We start from the raw sequence: 19,517 nt of genomic DNA, 5'->3' as shown, positions 1-19,517 counted from the left end.
GGCCCCGCGGAGACTTCTACGGCGACTCCCACACCTCCCGTTCATCGGCATTTCTCACGCCTCAAAATCTGAAAACAAGACTTTTGAACATGCGGTGAAGCAGGAACTATCAGGTGGTACAAGCTATCTGGCAGCAGTCTGGCTCAGTGTAGTCATATCGACCGCCCAACTTCGTGTGCGAGCCGGGCGTTTCGATGTCGATTCGAGCGGGGTGACCGCGACGCATCCGCTCGACTCGACCGTGCCGCATCCATATCGTTCTCGGCACCGGCCGTGATACAAGCAGATCTACCGTGGTCAACCCGGTGATCGGGGATGGTACATCCTACGTTCGGATCGAAACCGGCCCCGGATGGGCGGCCTCCGCCTCGGGGAATCGGTACCGATCGGTCTGCACGCCGCGGTGCCGCACTCCGACACGCCCTGCTGCGATAAGGCGTGCATAGTGCCGCCTATGGCAATAGGCTGGCAACTACGATTGATTCGTACGATCCGGATGGAAAGTCGTTTTCCGTTCCTATCCGGCGCTTCCCGATTTCGGCTCCATTCCTCGACACGGTATCGACGGTGTGTGGGAAAGTCTTAGTCCGTAGCAATAGTTTTCGATAATGGCACGCCCGGTTTATCGAATTGCCTTTTCGAGCGCACGCGATCGACAGTGTCACCGGCCTACCCGGATCCCGGACGCGGTAGGGCTTGTGCCGCAGCGGTATCCGCGATCAACCCCGGTCCACCGGGCGCGCATACGCTGGTCGAGAACGGGAACCGGGGCGGCGCCGCCCAGTCACCGATGAGACTTGGTGGACCAGCCCATCAACAGCCGACGTTGAGAGCGCCCTGGCGACGGAAAATGAGCAGCATGTCAGCCAGATCGAGCGTCGGCCATGATGCAACGAGTAATACCCGCAAGGTATCTCGGCCATCGATCAGGATGCGCCGATCGCATCCGATACGTGCGGCAAGAGTTCTCCGGACAATAATTCGCCGAAATCGGCGAGGCGTTTCGCGGGAGGGGGCACCCCCCCAGGTCGACCTGAGGGTTCCATGGTCACCGCGAACGAACCACCAGCATGGGCACCTCCACCGAGTGCAGCAGCGCATTGCTCGTCGACCCGAGCACCATGCTGGCGAATCCACCTCGACCGTGCGTGCCGACCACCACCAGCTGCGCGTTCGCCGACTGATCAAGCAGGGATCGCGCTGGACGGTCCGCCGTGAGGATGCGCCGCACGGCGACGTCCGGATAGCGATCGGTCCAGCCCGCGAGGCTCTCGGCGAGCACCGCCTGCGCGGATTCACGCGCGCCGTCCCATCCGCGGACCGGCACGTCCAGTCCGCTGCTGTCGCTCCAGGCGTGCAGGGCAACCACGTCGACTTTCCGCCGAGACGCCTCCTCGAACGCGAGCTCGATCGCGGGGACACTGTTGCTGGTTCCGTCGACGCCGACGAGTACCGGATGCCGGGCCGTTACGGCGTCGATCGCGGCGGTGCCATGGATTACCGCTGCCGGGCAGTGCGCGTGGTGTGTTGTCGCGGTACTCACCGAACCGAGCAGGCCCCGCTGGAAAGCGCCGAGTCCGCGGCTGCCGACCACCAGCATCCGCGCCCGCGCCGACCGCTCGATGAGCAGCGGGATGATCAGTTCGAAGGTCAGCTCGGTGGTGATGGCAGGTTCCTCGCCGGGGGCGGCCGTCCGCGCCACGCGCGTGGCCTCGGTGAGGATGCGTTCGCCGTCGTCGCGCAACCACTCCAAGTCGGACTCCCCCAGCGATATGCCCGGCCCGAAACGGGTCCGGATCGCCATCGAGGTGACGATGTGCAGCGCGCGGTGATGCAAGGCGGCTTCGACGGCCGCCCACGAGACCGCTTGATACGAGCTGGGCGAGCCGTCCACGGCCGCGAGGATGGGAAAGGTGACTGCCATTGAGTGCGAGGCGGTTTCGGTGACATTCATGGCATGTCCGCGTGGTAGGCCGCGACCGCGGTTGGCAGCGTCGGGTACAGGTGCGCCTCGCCGATCTTCGCCGTCAGCCCCGAAGCGTCCAGGTTGTCGCGTAAATCCTGTTTGACGCGCGCCATCGCGAAGACGATCCCGCGCTCGGACAGTTCGGCCCGGAGTTGTTCGACCGCGTCCAGCGCGGTCAGGTCGACTTCCACGTTCGCTTCGGCGTTGAGCACGAACCACCGCACGGGAGTTTCTCCGCGACGGCTCCAGGAGTCCACCGCCGCCAGCGCCCGCCGGCGGAAATCCTCGGCGTTGGCGAAGCACAGCGGGGCGTCATAGCTTTCTCGATGAACGACCGCAGTTCCGCGAGCCTGGATTCGCCGTCGACCGGCACCCCGGTCACCGACTCGAGCTGGCTCACGATCATGATCCCGGCAGTACCCGCCAGGTACCCGACCAGAACCGGTTTCGACAGCAGATCCGCCAGCACACCCAACCGGGCGGCCGCACCGGCCAGACACAGCGCGCCGACCAGCAGCGCGAGCACCGCCGCCAGTGCGGCGTACCGACCGGGGTCGCCCAGCGCGAGCGGAGCCAGCGCGACGGCGGTGAGCAGCGCGGTGGTCGACTCCGGTCCTACCGAGAGCTGTCGCGATGTCGCCAGCAGGGTGTAGATCGCCAGCGGGCCCAACGTCGCCCACAATCCCGCCACCGGCGGCAGTCCCGCGACGGTCGCGTAGGCCATGACCTGCGGAATGAGATACGCGGCCACAGTGACGCCGGCGAGCAGGTCCGACCGCAGCCATGCCCGCTGGTAACCCTCGAATTGCCGGATTCCCGGGACCGAACGTGCCAGCACCGTTCCAGCATCGCCTACTGGCCGCCGAGACGGCGGCCGAACTCGGACTCGGTCCGGCAATCGGCAGTACGGCGACGGGGCGAAGGTCCCACGGCAAGCGTCGGTTGGGCCCTGTGCGCTCGTTTCCCGCCGCCGTAGCGTCGTAATCCTCCGGTCTCACCGCGCACCGCGCACCGCGCGGAGGAGAAGGTCATGCGCGCACGAGTTGGCCAAGAGTCGATGGTCGGCAATACCGCCCTCGTCGCGGAAGCCGTCGCGCACGGACCTGCCATGGTCGCCCACGAGGACCAACAGAAAGCGAAAACACATGTTCGCCAGCAGTAATCCCCCCGTCCTCGTCGGCGTCGACGGCTCGCTGACCGCGCTCGCCGCCGTGCGCTGGGCCGCTACCTATGCGGCCAACCGGCGCGTTCCGCTGCACATCGTCTACGCGATCGGCGCCCCGATCGACTTCGGACCCGGCATCGGGGTGCCCCAGTTCGACTACGACAGGTACCAGCAGGAGGGCCGGGAAGCGCTCGACGCCGCCCGCGCATCCGCCGCGGCGACCAGCGCCCCGGTCGGCGAGCTGGACATCACTACCGATCTTGTGGAGGCGCCACCGATTCCGGTCCTGCGCGACCGATCCAAGACCGCACGCCTGCTCGTCATCGGCACCCACGGGCTCGGCGTCTTCAACCGCAGCATTCTGGGCTCGGTGGGCACGGCGCTGGCCCGGCACGCCGTATGCCCGGTCACGGTTGTCCCGGAGAAGGCCGATGGCTTCGACGGACCGGTGGTTGTCGGCGTCGACGGCTCGCGGTGCAGCGCCGACGCCATCGGGATCGCGTTCGACGAGGCCGCGCACCGCGGCGCCGAGCTGGTCGCGGTGCACACCTGGTCGGAGTTCTTCCGCTACATCTCGCGGGCCGAAATGCGGGAAGAGGCCGAGGAATTGCTCTCCCAGAGCCTGGCCGGGTACGCCGAGAGGTATCCGGAGGTGCGGGTGCGGCGCGTCGTCGTCGAAGATCGCCCCGCCAAGCGACTGCTCGACGAGGGTGAGAATGCGCAACTGATCGTCGTCGGCAGCCACGGGCGTGGCGGTTTCGCCGGGATGACCCTCGGCTCGGTCAGCCAGGCCGTGCTGCACGGGGCGAAAGTACCGGTGATCATCGCCAGGTCGGCGAGCTGATCCCGGCAGGGGTTGCAGAAGGTCGATACTGCCGGCCATCACACCGCGGTGAATCCCCTCCGTGGTGGTGCCGTCCCGCATGTCGGCGACGTCGCTCCCCGCCTGGTCACCCTGCTCGTGATGGAACCGGGAAGCCTGGTGATGGAACGGAAGATGTTGCGCGGCATCGAAAGCCGTGCCGAGCGACGCGGCTGGGAACACCGGCCGCCCGAAGTGACCAAGGACCCTTTCGCCCAGGCGGAAGGCCCGTATACGCACGTCCACGCACCGAGAACACTCGAAATATGACCGCCAATGACGCGCCGGCCATCCCGGTACCCGATCACCCGACGATTCTGGCGGCGCTACGCCTGGCCGCCCGTGCGCCGTCGGTGCACAACACCCAGCCATGGCGCTGGATCCTGGACGGCACCCGCCTGCACCTGCACACCGACGCCGACCGGCTGCTGACCTCGACCGACCCGCTCGGCCGCCAGCTGGTGATCAGCTGCGGCACCATGCTGCACCACGTTCGCACCGTCTTCGCCGACCGGGGCTGGCACACCGACACGGTACGCATACCCAACCCGCAGCGGCCCGATCATCTCGCGACGATCGAGTTCCGGCCGTGGCCGGACCCACCCGAGGGAGTCCACCCTCGCGCGCTCGCCATCGACCAGCGGCGCACCGACCGGCTGCCCTTGGACGAACCGGAGGGGTTCGCCGACATCCTGCCCCGGATACGCATGCTCAGCTCACCCCACGAGGTCGAACTCGATGTGCTCGACGAAAGCGCCCGGCCACGCCTGGCCGCCGCGTCCAGCCAGACCGGTGCCCTACGCGGCAACGACCTGCTGTATCAGACCGAATTGGAATGGTGGGCCGGGCATCCGGACACCGCTGAAGGCGTGCCGCCGTCCGCGCTGGTGTCGGACGCAGAGTTCGCGCGCGTCGGTGTCGGACGCGTCTTTCCCTCCGCCCCGCACTCGACGCGCCGCGCGCAGCTCGAAGACCGCGCGCGGCTGGTGGTGCTGAGTACCGGCGGCGACTCGGTCACCCGCTGGCTGCATACCGGCGAGGCACTGTCAGCCGTACTGCTGGAATGCACCGCGGCCGGACTGGCGACCTGCGCGCTGACCCATATCACCGAACTTCCGACCGGCCGGAGGCTGCTGACCGGCTTGATCCCCCGCCCAGCCACGCCGCAGGTGGTGATCCGCGTCGGAACCGCGCCCGAGGACAGCGAGATGATCCCACCCACCCCTCGCCGACCACTCACCGATATTCTCACCGTCCTCAACAACCACTGAGTCGAGACCGGGATCAGTACCCCGCATCACGGCGGCGGAATCCGGCCAGACCGACCGCCAGGCCCGCCGCCGCTATCGCGATGATCGCGAGAATCGGTGCGGCGGTGATGGTTTCGAATGGCGTTCGCGGGGGGCAGCACCCGGATCGTCGTTGTCTTGCCTGAGCCGTTCGGACCGAGAAATCCGTGTATCGCACCGGTGTGCACGGTCAGCTCCAGACCGTCGAGCGCCCGCGCGGCGCCGAAGGATTTCGTCAGACCGGCGATGGAGATCGCGGGCTCGGCCATCGCGGCATTCCTCTGTTCCCACTCCGCCGTCCCCGCGAGTTCGGTACCAGCGTGCGGTGCAACCGGCGGCGCTTCTGCTACAGCTTGTAGCCGATCCGGCGGAGCAGCTGCCTGCGGTCTTCCTCGTCGTCCGCGCTTTCCACCCCCAGCGGGGACGCGCCGTCGATCACACCGACTATGCCCCTGCCCAGCTCGGTCTCCGCGATCAGCACCTCGACCGAATTGGCGGTGGCACAGAATATCCCGCACACCTCGGGAACGTGCCGCACCGCATTGAGCACATTGACCGGGTATCCCTCGCGCAGGAACACGATGAACGAGTGTCCCGCGCCGACCGCGACGGCGTTCTTCGTGGCGAGCTCGACCAGATCATCGTCGTTGCCGGAGCGACGGACCAGCCGCGGCCCGGATGCCTCGCAGAACGCCAGCCCGAAGCGCAGATGCGGACCGATCCCCACCAGTGCCTCGTGCAGGTCTTCCACGGTCTTGATGAAGTGGGACTGCCCGATGATCACGTTGAGATCGTCCGGTTTGTCGATGCGCACCGCAGTCAACTCCATCCGAACATCGTGCGACTGGGCGCGTCGTGTCCGTCAGGGCAATTGGTCCCAGCGGCACGGGATCTTCGGCTCTGGCGGCGCCCGGCGGCTGCTCGCACCCGGCACGGCGGTAATGCCCACCATCGCGGGACCTTCGCCCCTGTGCAGTGGCAACCGGCGCGGCGCACGCTCATCACACGAGACCGAGGAGGCTTCGATGGAGTACCGGGTGGCCCTGGTGGAGTCGGCACCCGAGACGGTGCTGCGGGTGCCACGGGAGATTCGTCCGAACCCGAATCTGCTCGGCGAGGACATCGTCGACGGAATGCGGGAACTGACCGAGATCGCCCAACGCGCCGGATTGACCGCCAGCGGCGCGCCGACGATCACATTTCACCAAGAGCTGCCCGCCGACGAGGCGATCGCGGTGGATTTCGGCGTACCGGTGGAACCAGCGCCCAAGCTCGGCCCGAGTTCCGGGGCGGAAGTGGTCGTGGTTCCGGGAACGCTCGTCGCCCGCACCTGCCACCGCGGCAGCTACCGCGATCTCGGCGCGGCCTATACGGCGTTGCGGGCATGGCTGCACAACTCCGGCTATCGGACGACCGGCCCGCCGACCGAGGCGTACTTGATCGGTCCCGACGAAGTGGCCGATCCGCGGATGCTGCTCACGGAGATCCGTTTGCCGGTGGCTCCGGCACCGGCCATGGCCATACATCTCGACGCGCCGTTCGACGTAGCCGTGCGCCGCACCCGGGACGCCCTGCGACATCACGGGCTCAGCGTGATCGCCGATGTCGACGTTCAGGCCACACTGCGCGAGCAGATCGGCGAGCAGATCGAGAACTACCTGCTCCTCGGTGTCTGCGATCCCCGGCTCACCTATCGCGCGCTGACCGCGGACCGCCAGGCCGCGCTGCTGCTGTCCTGCACGGTGGTGGTGCGTTCCGTCGACACCGGCACGCTGGTCGAGGCCACCGATCCCGAGCTGCTGGTGCGCGTGACCACGCAGCCGGCGTTGCGCCCGGTCGCCGTGGATGCGCGTCGGTTACTCACCGCCGCGCTGGAGAGTCTCCGCGATTCGGCGCAGGCGTCGGCGTGACCGACCCCGTTACGCCGAACCGGTGCTCAGCGGAGTCGCGCGGCGTGACCAGCGGTGACGATGGTCCCACCGGCACGGGCACGAGGCCTCTCACCCGACCGAACAGACGCGAGCAAGCTCTTCGATATGCCGTGCAGGCCATGGATCTCCTACCCGCCGCCGTCGACTACGTGCGCCCACCGCGACGAACTCACCGGCCGCGACGTCTGGTTGTTCAGCGTCGGGCCCGGTGCGGCGCTCGGCGGCTGGACGGAGACCATCGCCGAGAGTCTGCGGCTGCCGACGGCACCCTCCATCTCGACTCATCCGTGAAAGGCGAACCCATGAGTTATCACCGTGATCCCCTCGCCCCCGCGGTCCACACCGCACACGAGTGGCTGCGCGCTGTCGCCGACGGACTCGGCACCGAGGACCGCCCCTTCGCGCACCGGGCCCTGCGCGCCTGGCTGCACTCGGTGCGTGACCGTATCGGCGTCAGTGCGGCGGCGCACCTGAGCGCCCAGCTGCCCGAACTGTTGCGCGGGATCTTCTATGAGGGCTGGGTTCCCGCTCACGTCCCCGTCCGGCACGATGTGCAGTCGTTCCTCAGCCAGTTCGCCGCCGAGGCAGGCGTTTCGCGCGACGAAGCGGTCGCACTCGCCGGCGCGGTCACCGACTCGCTCAGCGATCTGTTCTCCCCCGGGCAACTCGACCACGTCTTCGCGCTGCTGCCGGAGAATCTGCGGTCCATCCTGCGCGGTTCGGACCTGGCCAGCACGTTGACGGCGGCCGCTGTCACTCAACCGGAACCGTCTCGCTTCGACGACTTCGACAACCGGCTGCGAGCGCTGTCGGACGCCGTGGCGGCGCTGGTTCGCGGCCTCGAGGAACCGCTCGGCGGCGAGGCGCACAACGCCGCGCGGGTCTCCGCGGCTCAGCAGGCCCATCGGATCCTGCTCGCCGAAGGGCTGACCGGCTCCGCCGCGTCCACACGCTGAGATCGGGCCGAGTCGCGGTCGGTGTTCACTCCCTGGCCGCCTCGGGCCGGGGCAGCCGCCGTACCTCGGCGTGTTCCCGTAGTCGCTGGATCTCTCGCCCGATTCCGTCGGCGATCACGGCGATATCGGGTGCGGTGTCGTAGTCTCCGGTGATGCCGAAGGTCAGGCGGTCCGCGTAACTGAGGATCGCGATCGCGGTGCGCACCCGCATGGCGATCGGCACGGCCGGTAGCAACTCCAGGACCTTCCGCCCGCGGATGGTGAGTTGGTGGCGTGGGCCGGGCACGTTGGTCGCGAGCGCGCCGACACTCCGCTGGGGAAAGCGCGCCAGCAGCCGAATGCCCCAAGCCATGGGTGCGAAGGGCAACCGCCCCGCCAGCTCGAGCATCGAACTCTCGGCCCGGGCCTCACCTCTCGACTTGTGCTTCGTCATCCGGGCGCGAATAACGTCCAAGCGCTCGACCGGATCGGCCACATTGACCGGCAGGAATGGCAGCATCGCCGAAACGCGATTGTCGAGCGTGTATTTCCCCTCCGTGGACCGCATCGACACCGGAACGAGAATGCGCAACTTGTCGGGGGTCGGCCGCTCGTTCCGGCTGAGCAAAAGGTCACGGTACGCGGCGGCGACGGCTGCCAAGACGACATCGTTGACGGTGGCGCCGAACGCCCTGCCGATCTCCCGGACCTCCGGCAGCGCGGCCCGTGCGACAACGTAGCGGCGCTGCCGTCCGATGGGGCCGTTGAGGGAGCACTGAGCGGTCGGCGAAACCGCGGCCACAGCCAAGGGGGCCAGGCTGCGCGCCACGCCTATGAGGTATCGCGGCACGATAACCGGCAGTCGTATGCCTTGGCGAGCCACGCCCAGCCACTCCATCGCGGTACGGACCCGGGACTCGGGCGCGGCCTCGTCGGTCTCCGGCGCGACCGGATCGCAGAGGTTCTCGAAGACAGAGATGCCCGACACGCCGTCGACCAGGCTGTGATGCGCTTTGACGATCAGCGCCCACCGGTCCCCGGCCAGGTGTTCGACCACCATGCACTGCCACAGCGGGTGATCACGATCGAGCCGCTCCTCCAGTTCGGAGGCGACGAGTTCGCACAGCGCCGACTCGTCGCCGGGTGCGGGCAACGCGGTCCATCGGATGTGGCGGGCGAGATCGAAATTCGGGTCGTCCTCCCACACCGGCGTGGTCAGGTCGAGCGGCGCCCTGCGCACCTTCTGCCGGAGGCGGACATTCTGTTTCACGCCCCTGGCGAGCACGCCGATGAGCTCGTCTCTACTCGGTGGCGCTCCGGAAATGAGCGCCACGGCGCCGATCCCGAGACTGATATGACGGTCGGCGTCCTCCAGTTCGATGAAGCCCGAATCGAGGGGGCGTAGTTCTGTCATCGTGCATGCTCCGGGTGCGTCACTACGTGTCCTTGCCGATCGGCCTGCTCATTCGCCGCCACTCGGACTCCCAGGCCGCGCTGCGGATCCGGCCCAGCAGCCAGCTCGTAGTGAGCATCAGAGCTATTGCGGCACAACCTATCCCGGCCAGCGTGGCCAAGCCGGTCAGTATTCCGGACCACGCCGCGTCGGAAGACGGCCGCGGCGGCGCGGTCACTGTTTCGTCCGGGCCGAGCCAAACCGTGACACGGCTGCCGAGTTCGGTCGTACCGGGAACCTCCACGGTCGCGCTGTGTTCGCGGCCGCCGCGGGTCCAGTGCACGGGTGCTGCGCGCTGTTCTTGGATGCCCTCGTATCGGGCCGCCGTCACCCTCCGCACCGGTTCGCCCGCCACGGTGGCCGTCACCGCGACTTTCTCCGCGTTCTCGGTGCGGATCCGCTCGACCGCGGACGTGTAACCGGCCGTCCCGGCCGCGCCCGCCACCGGGACGGCGAGCAGTACCACCGCCGCGGCCAGCAGTCGCACCAGTGCCTCCCACCGGTCCGAGGCGCGCATGAGCGGATTGACGCTCCATGGCCGTGATCGCCATAGACGGACCACCGCCGACGGATACTGCGACACCTCGATCACCTCTTTCGAGCACCCGCGTCGGAGACGACCGCGTCCAGCGGATGCAGCACTTCGTCGAGCGGGCGGCGCGCAGTGGCGGGCACGGGGCCCGCCCCTTCTTCCGCCCATCCGATCCGGACGACGATGTGCGGGTAACCGCTCTCGCCGAGAACATTCGTCCGGATCCGGTTTCGGGTGCCGGTCAGCTCCAGCGGTTCGGTCAACGGGCACGTGGCCAGACCGAGTGTCGTGGCGGTCAGCAACACCGCGCTGGCCGCCTCGCCTGCCCGCAATCGCGACAAGCGATCATCTCCGGGCGTACTGAGCACGATCAGGCGGTCGGCGGCGTCGACATCGCCGATAACCGTCTGCGGCAGCCCCGGATTCGAGAACGGCCGCACGGCCGGATCGGCGGCCAGCAGCACCGCGTGCCGCCCGGGTGCGCTGTGCCTGCCGCTCCACTGGGCCAGTTCCAGGCCGTAGGAGAAGTCGCGGGTATGTTCCCAGGCCGCCTGCTCGAATGCCCGCAGCAACTGGGTCCGAGCAGGTTCGGCATCGATGCAGCGCGCGCGAACTCCGTGCCCCGCACCGGCGGCGACGGTCTCGACGTAGGCGACGGGCACCGGCCGGGCGGCGTAACGCCGGCGATCGGTGTGTCGCCGGTGGATGGCTCCTGCCATCCGGACCGCTTCGGGAGTGGTGGTGGCGGCGTGGAATTCGACGACAGCCAGATGCCGCGGCTCGGCCGGATCCGGCAGCCGATGGATCACCGTCTCCCACCCGAGTCCGCGCGCCGCGACCCGCAGATGGTGCAGTGCCGCCCCACAACTCAGCAGCAGATCGCGACCGTCCGGGTCGGTGTGCGGCAGCCATCGGCTCTCGTCGGCATAGAGATGCACGGTGCTGTCACCGATTCGCCACAACCATGGCTGGGTGTTGTGCACCGATGGCGCCCGCACCGCCGAAGCCAGCGCGGAGTGAAGCGTGTCGCGGTCGGGGTGTGCACGCGACATCGCGGGCGCGTTGAACTGAGCCACGATATGCACCTCCCAGCTGACTACACCGGCTTGGTCCTGCATTCAGCATCGCGCGATGCGGCGGCGCAGATAGCAGTCGAAGGTCACCGAATGCGGGGCCCTCCGGCCACGGAACGGCCCACGCGGACGGGGCGACCGCCGCGGCACCGCCACGAAACGCCGGGGCTGCCGGTCGCTGATGTGACGAGCGGTGGTCCGGAAGGGGACCTTGGTCCTTACCAAGAGGGCCACTGCCATGCGTAGTCTCGACCCCACCACTTCTTCCCGGATTGGACACCACGATGATCACGGTGTTTCTGGTCGACGACCACGAGATAGTCCGCCGCGGCCTGGTCGATCTCCTCTCGGCGGACCCGGAGCTGTCGGTCGTCGGCGAGGCGGGCGATGTCGCGCAGGCCCTCGCCCGCATCCCGGCGCTGCGGCCGGACGTCGCCGTCCTCGACGTGCGCCTGCCGGACGGCAACGGCATCGAACTCTGCCGCGACCTGCTGTCCAAACTCGACGATCTGCGGTGCCTGATCCTCACCTCGTTCACCGACGAACAAGCCATGCTCGACGCCATCCTCGCGGGCGCCAGCGGCTACGTGGTCAAGGACATCAAAGGCATGGAGCTGGCGAAGGCCATCAAGGAAGTCGGAGCAGGACGCTCCCTGCTCGACAACCGCGCCGCCGCCGCCCTGATGCAACGGCTGCGCGCGAACACCCAGCAAGACGGCCCCTTGGCCGGACTCACCGAGCAGGAGCGCAAACTGCTCGACCTCCTCGGTGAGGGACTGACCAACCGGCAGATCGCACAGCGCATGTTCCTGGCGGAGAAGACGGTCAAGAACTACGTCTCCCGGCTGCTGGCCAAGCTCGGTCTGGAACGGCGCACCCAAGCAGCCGTCTACGCGTCGAAACTGCGCGCGCGGTCATCCGGGTCCACCGCCGATTTCTGATCTTCGCTGCACCCACCGAGCCGTCCCTCGCGCGGCAAGCGAGCCCGCGTCCGAATTGCCGAACGTTCACTTCGAGCAGTGCGTGAAATAATCTTGTTCTATGGCCACCTGCCATGCGCAGCCCGGGACTCGGAGCAGTCGACATGACCGATGACGCGCTGACCGATACCTACTCGGTGCGCGACACGCTGTCGCAGCTACGGCTTCGGGAACTGCTGGCCGAAGTCAAGGATCGCATCGAGCAGATCATCGACGCTCGCGATCGGATGGACGGCCTGATCGAGGCGATGCTGTCGGTCACCTCCGGCCTCGACCTCGATCGCACCCTGCGCACGATCGTGCATACGGCCACCTCGCTCGTCGACGCCCGCTACGGCGCGCTCGGCGTCCGCGGCCATGACCAGCAACTCACCCAGTTCATCTACGAAGGCATCGATGCACCGACCAGGAAACGGATCGGTGATCTCCCTCAGGGCCACGGTGTGCTCGGGCTGCTGTTCAGCCAGCCCAAACCGATCCGCCTGGACAACCTCGCGGACCATCCGTCCTCGGTCGGGTTCCCCGCGCACCATCCGCCGATGCGCACCTTCCTCGGCGTCCCCGTCCGCATTCGCGACCAGGTCTTCGGCAACCTGTACCTGACGGAGAAGGCCAACGGCCAGCCGTTCACCGAGGACGACGAGGTCATCGTGCGAGCGTTGGCGGCGGCGGCAGGTATCGCCATCGACAACGCGCACCTCTACGAATCCGCGCGCACCCGGCAGGCCTGGATCGAGGCCACTCGCGACATCACGACCGAATTCCTCGCGGGCACCGCGTCCAACCAGGTCTTGGCGCATCTCGTCGACGCGACCCGCCGGCTCACCCGCTCGGAGCGCGCGTTTCTCGCTGTCGTCCCGGACCCCGAGAGCGGGGCGGACGACATCACCGAACTGCTGATCACGCACGTCGCGGGCACCGAAGAGCGCCAGCGGCCGGGGAAGCTGCCCTTCGGAGACGCCACGATCGGCGAGGCGTTCCGGCAGCGTGCGCCACAGCGCCTCGACGACTCACGCCGCGCCGATCTCGGCAAGATCTTCCCGGACGCGGGACCGGCGCTGGTCCTGCCCATGCAGACATCCGACTCCACCGTCGGTGTGCTGGTAGCGCTGCGTTCGGTGGAGTCGGCACCGTACGACGACGAGACCCTCGCGTTGACCGCGGCCTTCACCAACCAGGCGGCGCTGGCGATGCAATTGGCCGACGCGCAACGACGCATGCGTGAACTGGACATTCTGTCCGACCGCGACCGCATCGCCCGTGACCTGCACGACCATGTCATCCAGCGGCTGTTCGCCGTCGGCCTCAACCTGCAGGGCACCGTGCCCCGCTCACGCGTGCCGGAAGTGCGGGAACGGCTTACCGAGGCGATCAACGACCTGCAGGACGTCGTCCAGGAGATCCGGACCTCGATCTTCGATCTGCACGGCGGCAACGGCCACAGCGCGCGACTCCGGCAGCGTATCGAGGAGGCGATCCGGCAGCAGACCTACGCCAGCCCGATCCGCACCTCCGTTCACATCGCTGGCCCGCTCTCGGTGATCGAGCCCGAGCTGGCCGACCACGCGGAAGCCGTGGTGCGGGAGGCGGTCAGCAACGCTGTCCGGCACTCCGGCGCCCAGTCGGTCTCGGTCGAAATCGCGGTCGCCGATGACCTGACGATCCTCGTCGAGGACGACGGATGCGGAATACCGGAGAATGTCACCCCCAGCGGTTTGACGAACCTGGCCCGGCGCGCCGAGGAGTTGGACGGGACCTTCACGATCGGCTCCGGCACCGGCCCGGAGGGAAACACGGCCGGGACTCGATTGTGCTGGAAGGTCCCCCTGCGCTGAGCATCGGCTCGGCGAGCACTGGGCAACATACTCGTTCGCTCGCGGATGCGGTGTACCCGGGTGAAGAATGGTCGTATGCGAACCGTGCTCATTCTCGGTGCCGGGTTCGGGGGATTGGAGTTGGCCGCCCGCCTGTCGGGTTCGCTGGCCGACGAAGTCAGAGTCGTCCTGGTAGACCGGAACGATTCCTTCACCTTCGGCTTCGCCAAGCTGGAGATCCTGTTCCGGGACGTACCGCCGGAGGCTGTTCGTGTCCCGTACGCCGACCTCGCCCATCCGGGTGTCGAGTTCCGCCAAGAGGAGGTCACCGCGATCGACCCGCGGACCCGTCACGTCGTGACCGACCGATCCGAATACGATCCGGACATTCTCGTCGTCGCGCTCGGCGCCGACTACGACCCCGCCGCGACCCCGGGGTTCGGCGAGGACGGGTACGAGTACTACTCGATCGAGGGCGCCTGCCGGTTGCGGGACCGGCTCGACAGTTTCGACGGCGGGGACGTGATCCTCGCGATTCTGAGCGTCCCTTTCAAGTGCCCGCCCGCGCCCTATGAGGGTGCGATGCTCCTGCACGAGATGCTGACCCGGCGCGGGGTGCGCGACCGCACCCGCATGCGGGTGATCACCCCGATGGATTCGCCGATCCCGGTGTCGCCGGACACCTCCGCTGCCATCGTCGAGGCGCTGACCCGACGCGACATCGAATATTCCCCCGGGCACCGAGTCCACGCCCTCGATCCGAACCGGCACATGGCGGTCACCCGTACCGGCGATCTCCCCTACGACCTGTTCATCGGCATCCCGAAGCACCGCGTTCCGGCCGTCGTCGAAGCATCGGGGCTGACCGTGGGCGGGACGGACGGCTGGATCGCCGTCGACCCGCGCACCCTCGAAACGCCGTATCCGGACGTCTACGCCATAGGCGACTGCGCCGATGCCCCGGTCCCGCGCGCGGGCGTCTTCGCCGAGGACGCCGCCCGAACGGTCGCGGCGGGCATCGCAGCGAAGCTGCGTGGCTCGACGCCGTCCGAGAAGTACCTGGGCCGGGGCGTGTGCCATATCGAGTTCGGAGGCGGGCTGGTCGGCAAAGTCGACGCCGATTTCCTCTCCGGTCCGGCGCCGGTGGCGCCGTTTTCCGCGCCCTCGGCGGAGCTCGCGCGAGAGAAGGCCGACTCGGCCGCCGCCCGGCTCGACCGCTGGTTCAGCCGCTGATCGCGCGGCCTTCCGCCTCGCCGTCTCGCCACGCCTTTGTGAGCACGTCGGCGATCTCAGCCAGCCCGGATGCCACGGTCATCCGCCAATGCGTCGTCGATACGGCGTGGTTGTACACCGTGCCGTCGACGATCTCACTCCAGATCGACGCGCCGACGCAGCCGGTCGGGTCGTCCAAGGCGGCGGTGAAGTAGATGACATCACCCCGGTACACCGGCGGCCGGTACGCGGTGCGCAGGGCCACGGAGTGCACCGCCGCGTCCAGGATCCGGGTGACCCGGTCGGCGCCGAAGGAGGCGAACGGTTCGGGCAGTTCGGTGAACATCTGCGGGAGCGTGGACCAATCCACCTCGGCGACGTTGCCCAGATCCCCGGCCGCTTCACCGAGCAGACCGCCGATCAGCTCGGCCACCGGCACCTGACCGGCGTCGCTGGTCGGCGTGCCGGGCGGATCGGCCATGTAGCTGTCCATCACCGCCAAAAGGGCCACGGATTCGTCCTCGCACTGCAGCTGGACCGCCATTTCGTGCGCGATGACACCGCCGAAGGACCAACCCAGCAGGTGGTATGGGCCCTCCGGTTGGACCTGGCGGATCAGTTCGATATACCGGGCCGCCCAGTCCTGGATCGACTCCGGCATCACCGCCTCAGCGGTGGCCAGCACCGGGGTTTGCAGGCCGTAGAGGGGCCGGTCCGGATCGAGGTAGGCGGCCAACCCGGCATAAGACCAGGAAATCCCGGAAACCGGATGCACGCAGAACAGTGGCGCGGCCGAACCCCCCGGCCGCAGCGGCAACAACATCTCGAACGCCGCCTCGGTCTCCACACCGCCGCCGCCCGCCCGGCGCGCCAGATCCGCCACCAACTCACCAGGAGTTGGCGCGGTGAACACCCGCATCACCGGCACCTTCGTGCCCAACACACTCGACAGCCGAGTGGTCAGCTTCGCCGCGATCAGCGAGTTCCCACCGTGCTCGAAGAAGTTGTCGTCCATGCCGAACCGGTCGGCGCCCAGCACCTCCGCGAAGGCCCCGGCCACGATCTCCTCGACGGGGGTGGCGGGGGCGCGGAATTCCCGCTCCTGGAATTGCGGGGCGGGCAGTGCACGACGGTCGAGTTTGCCGTTGACTGTCAACGGCATGGTGTCGATCACGACGATGGCGGCGGGAACCATGTAGCCGGTCAGGAACTCGCTGACCTGGTTGCGGAGTTCGGTCGGGTCCGGCCGCGCACCTGGCTTGGGCAGGACGTATCCGATGAGTTGATCGCCGAGTATGACATCGGTGCGGACCAGCGCGACGGCCTGGCTGACGCCGGGGCAGCGCAGCAGTGCCGCTTCGACTTCCCCGAGTTCGATCCGGAAACCACGCAACTGCACCTGCTGATCACCCCGCCCGCTGTAGGCCAGCCCGGGCTCACCGCCGGACCGGGTCCAGCGCGCGATGTCCCCCGACCGGTACATCCGGGACCCGGGCGGCCCGAAGGGATTCGCCACGAACCGCGTCGCGGTCAAACCCGGCCGCCCCAAGTACCCGCGGGACAGCTGACTCCCGTCGACATAGATCTCACCGGGAGTGCCGAAAGGTGCGGGACGCAAGCGGATGTCGAGCACATGGGTGTCCAGCCCGGGCAGTGCCCGGCCGATGAGGCTTGTCGGACTATCCACCACGTGTTCATCGAGCGGCAGGAACGACACGTGCACGGTGGTCTCGGTGATGCCGTACATATTCACCAACCGCGGCGCGTCGGCGGGATGACGCTCGTACCAGCTCCGCAGGTGGCGCAGATCCAGCGCCTCGCCACCGAAGATCATGTACCGCAGCGCGAATTCTCCGGTCGTGGCCGAAGCCCCTCGGTCGGCCTCCACGAGTTGGCGGAACGCCGACGGGGTCTGGTTCAGCACCGTCACCTTCTCCCGGATGAGCAACTCGCGCAACAGCTCCGGTGAACGCGAGGTCGCGTAATCGACGACCACCACACTGCCGCCGGTCGTCAGCGCGCACCACAACTCCCACACCGAGAAATCGAACGCGAAGGAATGGAACAACGTCCACACATCACGCTCGTCGAACCCGAACAACGGTTGCGTGTCAGCGAATAGCTCGACCACATTCCGGTGTGTGACCCCGACACCCTTCGGCACTCCGGTGGAGCCGGAGGTATAGATGACGTACGCGAGGTTGTCCGGCCGAAGCGGCGCCACCCGCTCGGCGTCGGTCACCGGATCGTCGGCGAACTCCCCCGTCTGCTCCAGCAACACCACCGGCAGCTCGATATCGGGCAGGGCCGAGCGTTCCGCCGACGTGGTCAACACACATACCGGAGCAGCATCCGCCAGCACACCCATCACACGCTGCCTCGGATAGCTCAGATCGATCGGCAGGTACGCCGCACCGGCCATGAGCACACCCAGCAAGGCGACCGGCAGCTCCTGGCTACGTGATACGGACACGGCCACAAGGGATTCCGGCCCGGCGCCAGCTGCGATCAGTGCACGGGCAACCTGGTTCGCGCGCCGGTGCAAACCGTCGAAGCTCAGCGACGCGTCGCCGCATCGGATGGCCACCGCATCCGGTCTGCGTAGCGCCTGCTCCCCGACCAACTCGGGCAGTGTCGCAGCAGGCGCGGACGTGCCTGGAATCCCCGACTGCGCCGGGCTGACCTGGCTTGATCGCGCAGCGGCCTGACCACCGGCAAGGACATCCGCAACCTCGCCTTCGTCGAGAATGTCGATGTCCCACACCAGGACCGAGGGCTTACCCGTCGCCGCGGCCACGATGCGTTCGAAGCGGCGACCGAAGGCCTGAACGGTGGATTCGTCGAAAAGATCCGTGGCGTAAGTGAATGTCACGGCCAACTCCGCATGGTCACCGTCCTCGCCGACCCGGGGTTCGACGATCACCTGGAGATCGAACTTGGCCGTGATCGCGCCATTGTCGAGTGCGGTGACCGTCAGATCCGGCAGCTCGAGCGTGGGCTGCTCGAGGTTCTGGAACGAGAGCATCACGTTGAACAGCGGGTTGTGCGCTCCGTTGCGCGCCGGGTCGATCTCCTCGACGACTCGTTCGAAAGGTATGTCGGCGTTGGTGAATGCCGAAAGAGCCGTCTTCCTGGAGCGGTCGACCAGGTCGTGGAAGGTTGCCGCGGGATCGACTGCGACGCGCAGGGCGAGTGTGTTGACGAACATCCCGACCAGATCGTCCAGAGCTCGTTCGCCGCGACCGGCGATGGGGGTGCCGATCACGATGTCGGTGCCGCCGGACAGCCGCCCGAGCAGCGCCGCGAGGGCGGCGTGGACCGCCATGAACAACGTCGCGTTGTGGTCACGTGCGATCTGGCCTAGTCGTTCATGGACATGCGCCGGAATGGTGACGGTGGTCGACGCGCCGCGCATCGACGGCGTCGACCGGTGCGGGCGATCCATCGGCAGCTCCGGCGGTCCGGCCAGACCGGCCAGTTGGTCGCGCCAATACGACAGCTGCTGTGCGGCAACGGAATCCTCGTCGGCCGCGGTGCCGATGGTGGTGTGCTGCCAGAGGGCGAAGTCGGCGTACTGCACCGGCAGTGGCGACCAGTCCGGCGCACCGCCGTCGGTGCGGGCGAGGTAGGCGGTCACCAGATCGCGGGCCAGGGGCGCGAGCGACGCCCCGTCGGCGGAAATATGGTGCACCACGAGGACGAACAGGTGTTCGTCGCCGGAGCTGAACAGCCGCAGCCGGACAGGTACGGACGCGGTCACGTCGAAACCGGTGGACATCAGCTCGGTCACCATGGCCGTGACGTCGGTGGTGTCGTGTTCGACCACCAGCCCCTCGGGCAGTACCGCGTCGGTCGGCAGGATCTCCTGATACGGCAGCCCGTCGGAGTCGGCCGGGAAACGCGTGCGCAGCACCTCGTGGCGTTCCAGCACGTCGGCGACCGCCAAGCGCAGCGCGGGCAGGTCGAGGGCGCCGGTCAGCCGCAGGGCGAAGGGCATGTTGTAAGCGGGCGAGTCCGGGTCGATGCGGTTGAGCAACCACATCCGCTGTTGTGCCAGCGACAGCGGGATGTGATCGGGCCGGATCGAACGGACCAGTGGCGGACGGGAATCCACGCCGCCGGGAACGACCCGGGCGGCGAGTGCGGCGACCCGCGGCGCCTCGAACAAGTCACGGACCGTGACGTGGGAGTTCAGTACCTCGTTGACGCGGGCAACCACCCGGGTTGCGAGGAGTGAGTTGCCGCCGAGGGCGAAGAAGTCGTCCTCGGCGCCGACCCGCTCGACACCGAGCAGGTCGGCGAACA

Annotated in this window: 16 protein-coding genes and 2 pseudogenes; 10 read left to right on the top strand and 8 right to left on the bottom strand. The window is 67.9% G+C overall.

The genetic code is table 11. From position 1 onward, the window contains the following. Positions 1-1,048: 1,048 nt before the first annotated feature. Both AB0M45_RS30905 and AB0M45_RS30900 read right to left on the bottom strand, forming a co-directional pair. On the bottom strand, positions 1,049-1,924 hold the full coding sequence (locus tag AB0M45_RS30905) for a universal stress protein (protein WP_364336448.1): 876 nt from the start codon (positions 1,922-1,924) through the stop codon (positions 1,049-1,051). Positions 1,925-1,950: 26 nt separating this feature from the next. Beyond that, a pseudogene (locus tag AB0M45_RS30900) lies at positions 1,951-2,804 on the bottom strand (SulP family inorganic anion transporter). Between the two features lie 192 nt (positions 2,805-2,996). On the opposite strand from AB0M45_RS30900, the gene AB0M45_RS30895 reads away from it, so the two are divergent. Genes AB0M45_RS30895 through AB0M45_RS30880 form a run of 4 tightly spaced genes read left to right on the top strand, consistent with a single transcriptional unit; the run spans position 2,997 to position 5,264 of the window. Then, entirely contained in the window at positions 2,997-3,128 is a 132-nt protein-coding gene (locus AB0M45_RS30895; protein ID WP_364336446.1) for a hypothetical protein, read from the top strand. Then, entirely contained in the window at positions 3,112-3,975 is an 864-nt protein-coding gene (locus tag AB0M45_RS30890) for a universal stress protein (protein ID WP_364336444.1), read from the top strand. Before AB0M45_RS30895 ends, AB0M45_RS30890 begins: the two co-directional genes overlap by 17 nt. Before the next feature lie 48 nt (positions 3,976-4,023). After that, a complete protein-coding gene (locus tag AB0M45_RS30885; protein WP_364336442.1) occupies positions 4,024-4,263 on the top strand; it encodes a hypothetical protein in 240 nt (79 codons plus the stop codon). Then, a complete protein-coding gene (locus tag AB0M45_RS30880; RefSeq protein WP_364336440.1) occupies positions 4,260-5,264 on the top strand; it encodes a hypothetical protein in 1,005 nt (334 codons plus the stop codon). The genes AB0M45_RS30885 and AB0M45_RS30880 overlap by 4 nt, the downstream gene beginning before the upstream one ends. Before the next feature lie 134 nt (positions 5,265-5,398). Here AB0M45_RS30880 and AB0M45_RS30875 read toward each other — a convergent pair. Together AB0M45_RS30875 and AB0M45_RS30870 are read right to left on the bottom strand one after the other, a co-directional pair. Beyond that, positions 5,399-5,551 (bottom strand): annotated as a pseudogene (locus AB0M45_RS30875) (ATP-binding cassette domain-containing protein); the annotation flags it as partial. Positions 5,552-5,628: 77 nt separating this feature from the next. Beyond that, positions 5,629-6,111 (bottom strand): adenosine-specific kinase, encoded by a 483-nt coding sequence (locus tag AB0M45_RS30870; RefSeq protein WP_364336438.1) that lies wholly within the window; start codon positions 6,109-6,111, stop codon positions 5,629-5,631. A 196-nt stretch (positions 6,112-6,307) separates the two neighbouring features. On the opposite strand from AB0M45_RS30870, the gene AB0M45_RS30865 reads away from it, so the two are divergent. The 3 genes from AB0M45_RS30865 to AB0M45_RS30855 all read left to right on the top strand — a co-directional run bounded on the left by AB0M45_RS30865 (position 6,308) and on the right by AB0M45_RS30855 (position 8,169). Continuing rightward, positions 6,308-7,192: a DUF302 domain-containing protein gene (locus AB0M45_RS30865; RefSeq protein ID WP_364336436.1), complete on the top strand. Its 885-nt coding sequence runs from the start codon at positions 6,308-6,310 to the stop codon at positions 7,190-7,192. A gap of 126 nt (positions 7,193-7,318) precedes the next feature. Continuing rightward, positions 7,319-7,504 carry a hypothetical protein gene (locus tag AB0M45_RS30860; protein WP_364336434.1) on the top strand — a complete coding sequence of 62 codons (186 nt, stop codon included), beginning with the start codon at positions 7,319-7,321 and terminating at the stop codon, positions 7,502-7,504. A gap of 11 nt (positions 7,505-7,515) precedes the next feature. Continuing rightward, positions 7,516-8,169 (top strand): DUF2267 domain-containing protein, encoded by a 654-nt coding sequence (locus AB0M45_RS30855; RefSeq protein ID WP_364336432.1) that lies wholly within the window; start codon positions 7,516-7,518, stop codon positions 8,167-8,169. 25 nt (positions 8,170-8,194) lie between these two features. Here the strand turns inward: AB0M45_RS30855 and AB0M45_RS30850 are convergent, their stop codons facing one another. The 3 genes from AB0M45_RS30850 to AB0M45_RS30840 are packed head-to-tail and all read right to left on the bottom strand — an operon-like array spanning position 8,195 to position 11,209. Next, the gene (locus AB0M45_RS30850) at positions 8,195-9,562 is read right to left on the bottom strand and encodes a wax ester/triacylglycerol synthase family O-acyltransferase (protein WP_364336430.1); all 1,368 of its coding nucleotides are present in this window, start codon (positions 9,560-9,562) and stop codon (positions 8,195-8,197) included. Positions 9,563-9,584: 22 nt separating this feature from the next. Further along, entirely contained in the window at positions 9,585-10,184 is a 600-nt protein-coding gene (locus AB0M45_RS30845; RefSeq protein WP_364336428.1) for a hypothetical protein, read from the bottom strand. Positions 10,185-10,189: 5 nt separating this feature from the next. Further along, positions 10,190-11,209: an NAD(P)H nitroreductase gene (locus AB0M45_RS30840; RefSeq protein WP_364336426.1), complete on the bottom strand. Its 1,020-nt coding sequence runs from the start codon at positions 11,207-11,209 to the stop codon at positions 10,190-10,192. Between the two features lie 281 nt (positions 11,210-11,490). Here AB0M45_RS30840 and AB0M45_RS30835 point away from each other — a divergent pair, with 281 nt between their 5' ends. The 3 genes from AB0M45_RS30835 (at position 11,491) to AB0M45_RS30825 (ending at position 15,233) form a co-directional block, all read left to right on the top strand. After that, the gene (locus AB0M45_RS30835; protein ID WP_364336424.1) at positions 11,491-12,147 is read left to right on the top strand and encodes a response regulator transcription factor; all 657 of its coding nucleotides are present in this window, start codon (positions 11,491-11,493) and stop codon (positions 12,145-12,147) included. A 143-nt stretch (positions 12,148-12,290) separates the two neighbouring features. Then, complete coding sequence (locus AB0M45_RS30830; RefSeq protein ID WP_364336422.1) at positions 12,291-14,021, top strand: GAF domain-containing sensor histidine kinase; 1,731 nt, start codon at positions 12,291-12,293, stop codon at positions 14,019-14,021. 75 nt (positions 14,022-14,096) lie between these two features. After that, on the top strand, positions 14,097-15,233 hold the full coding sequence (locus AB0M45_RS30825; protein ID WP_364336420.1) for an FAD-dependent oxidoreductase: 1,137 nt from the start codon (positions 14,097-14,099) through the stop codon (positions 15,231-15,233). Here the strand turns inward: AB0M45_RS30825 and AB0M45_RS30820 are convergent. Further along, a partial coding sequence (locus AB0M45_RS30820) for an amino acid adenylation domain-containing protein (RefSeq protein ID WP_364336418.1) occupies positions 15,223-19,517 on the bottom strand: 4,295 nt, incomplete at its 5' end. The genes AB0M45_RS30825 and AB0M45_RS30820 overlap by 11 nt on opposite strands.

This window comes from Nocardia sp. NPDC051787 (assembly GCF_040681325.1).
Taxonomy (GTDB): domain Bacteria; phylum Actinomycetota; class Actinomycetes; order Mycobacteriales; family Mycobacteriaceae; genus Nocardia.
Note: the sequence above shows the minus strand (reverse complement) of the source record. Positions and strands in the feature narration are given on the sequence as shown.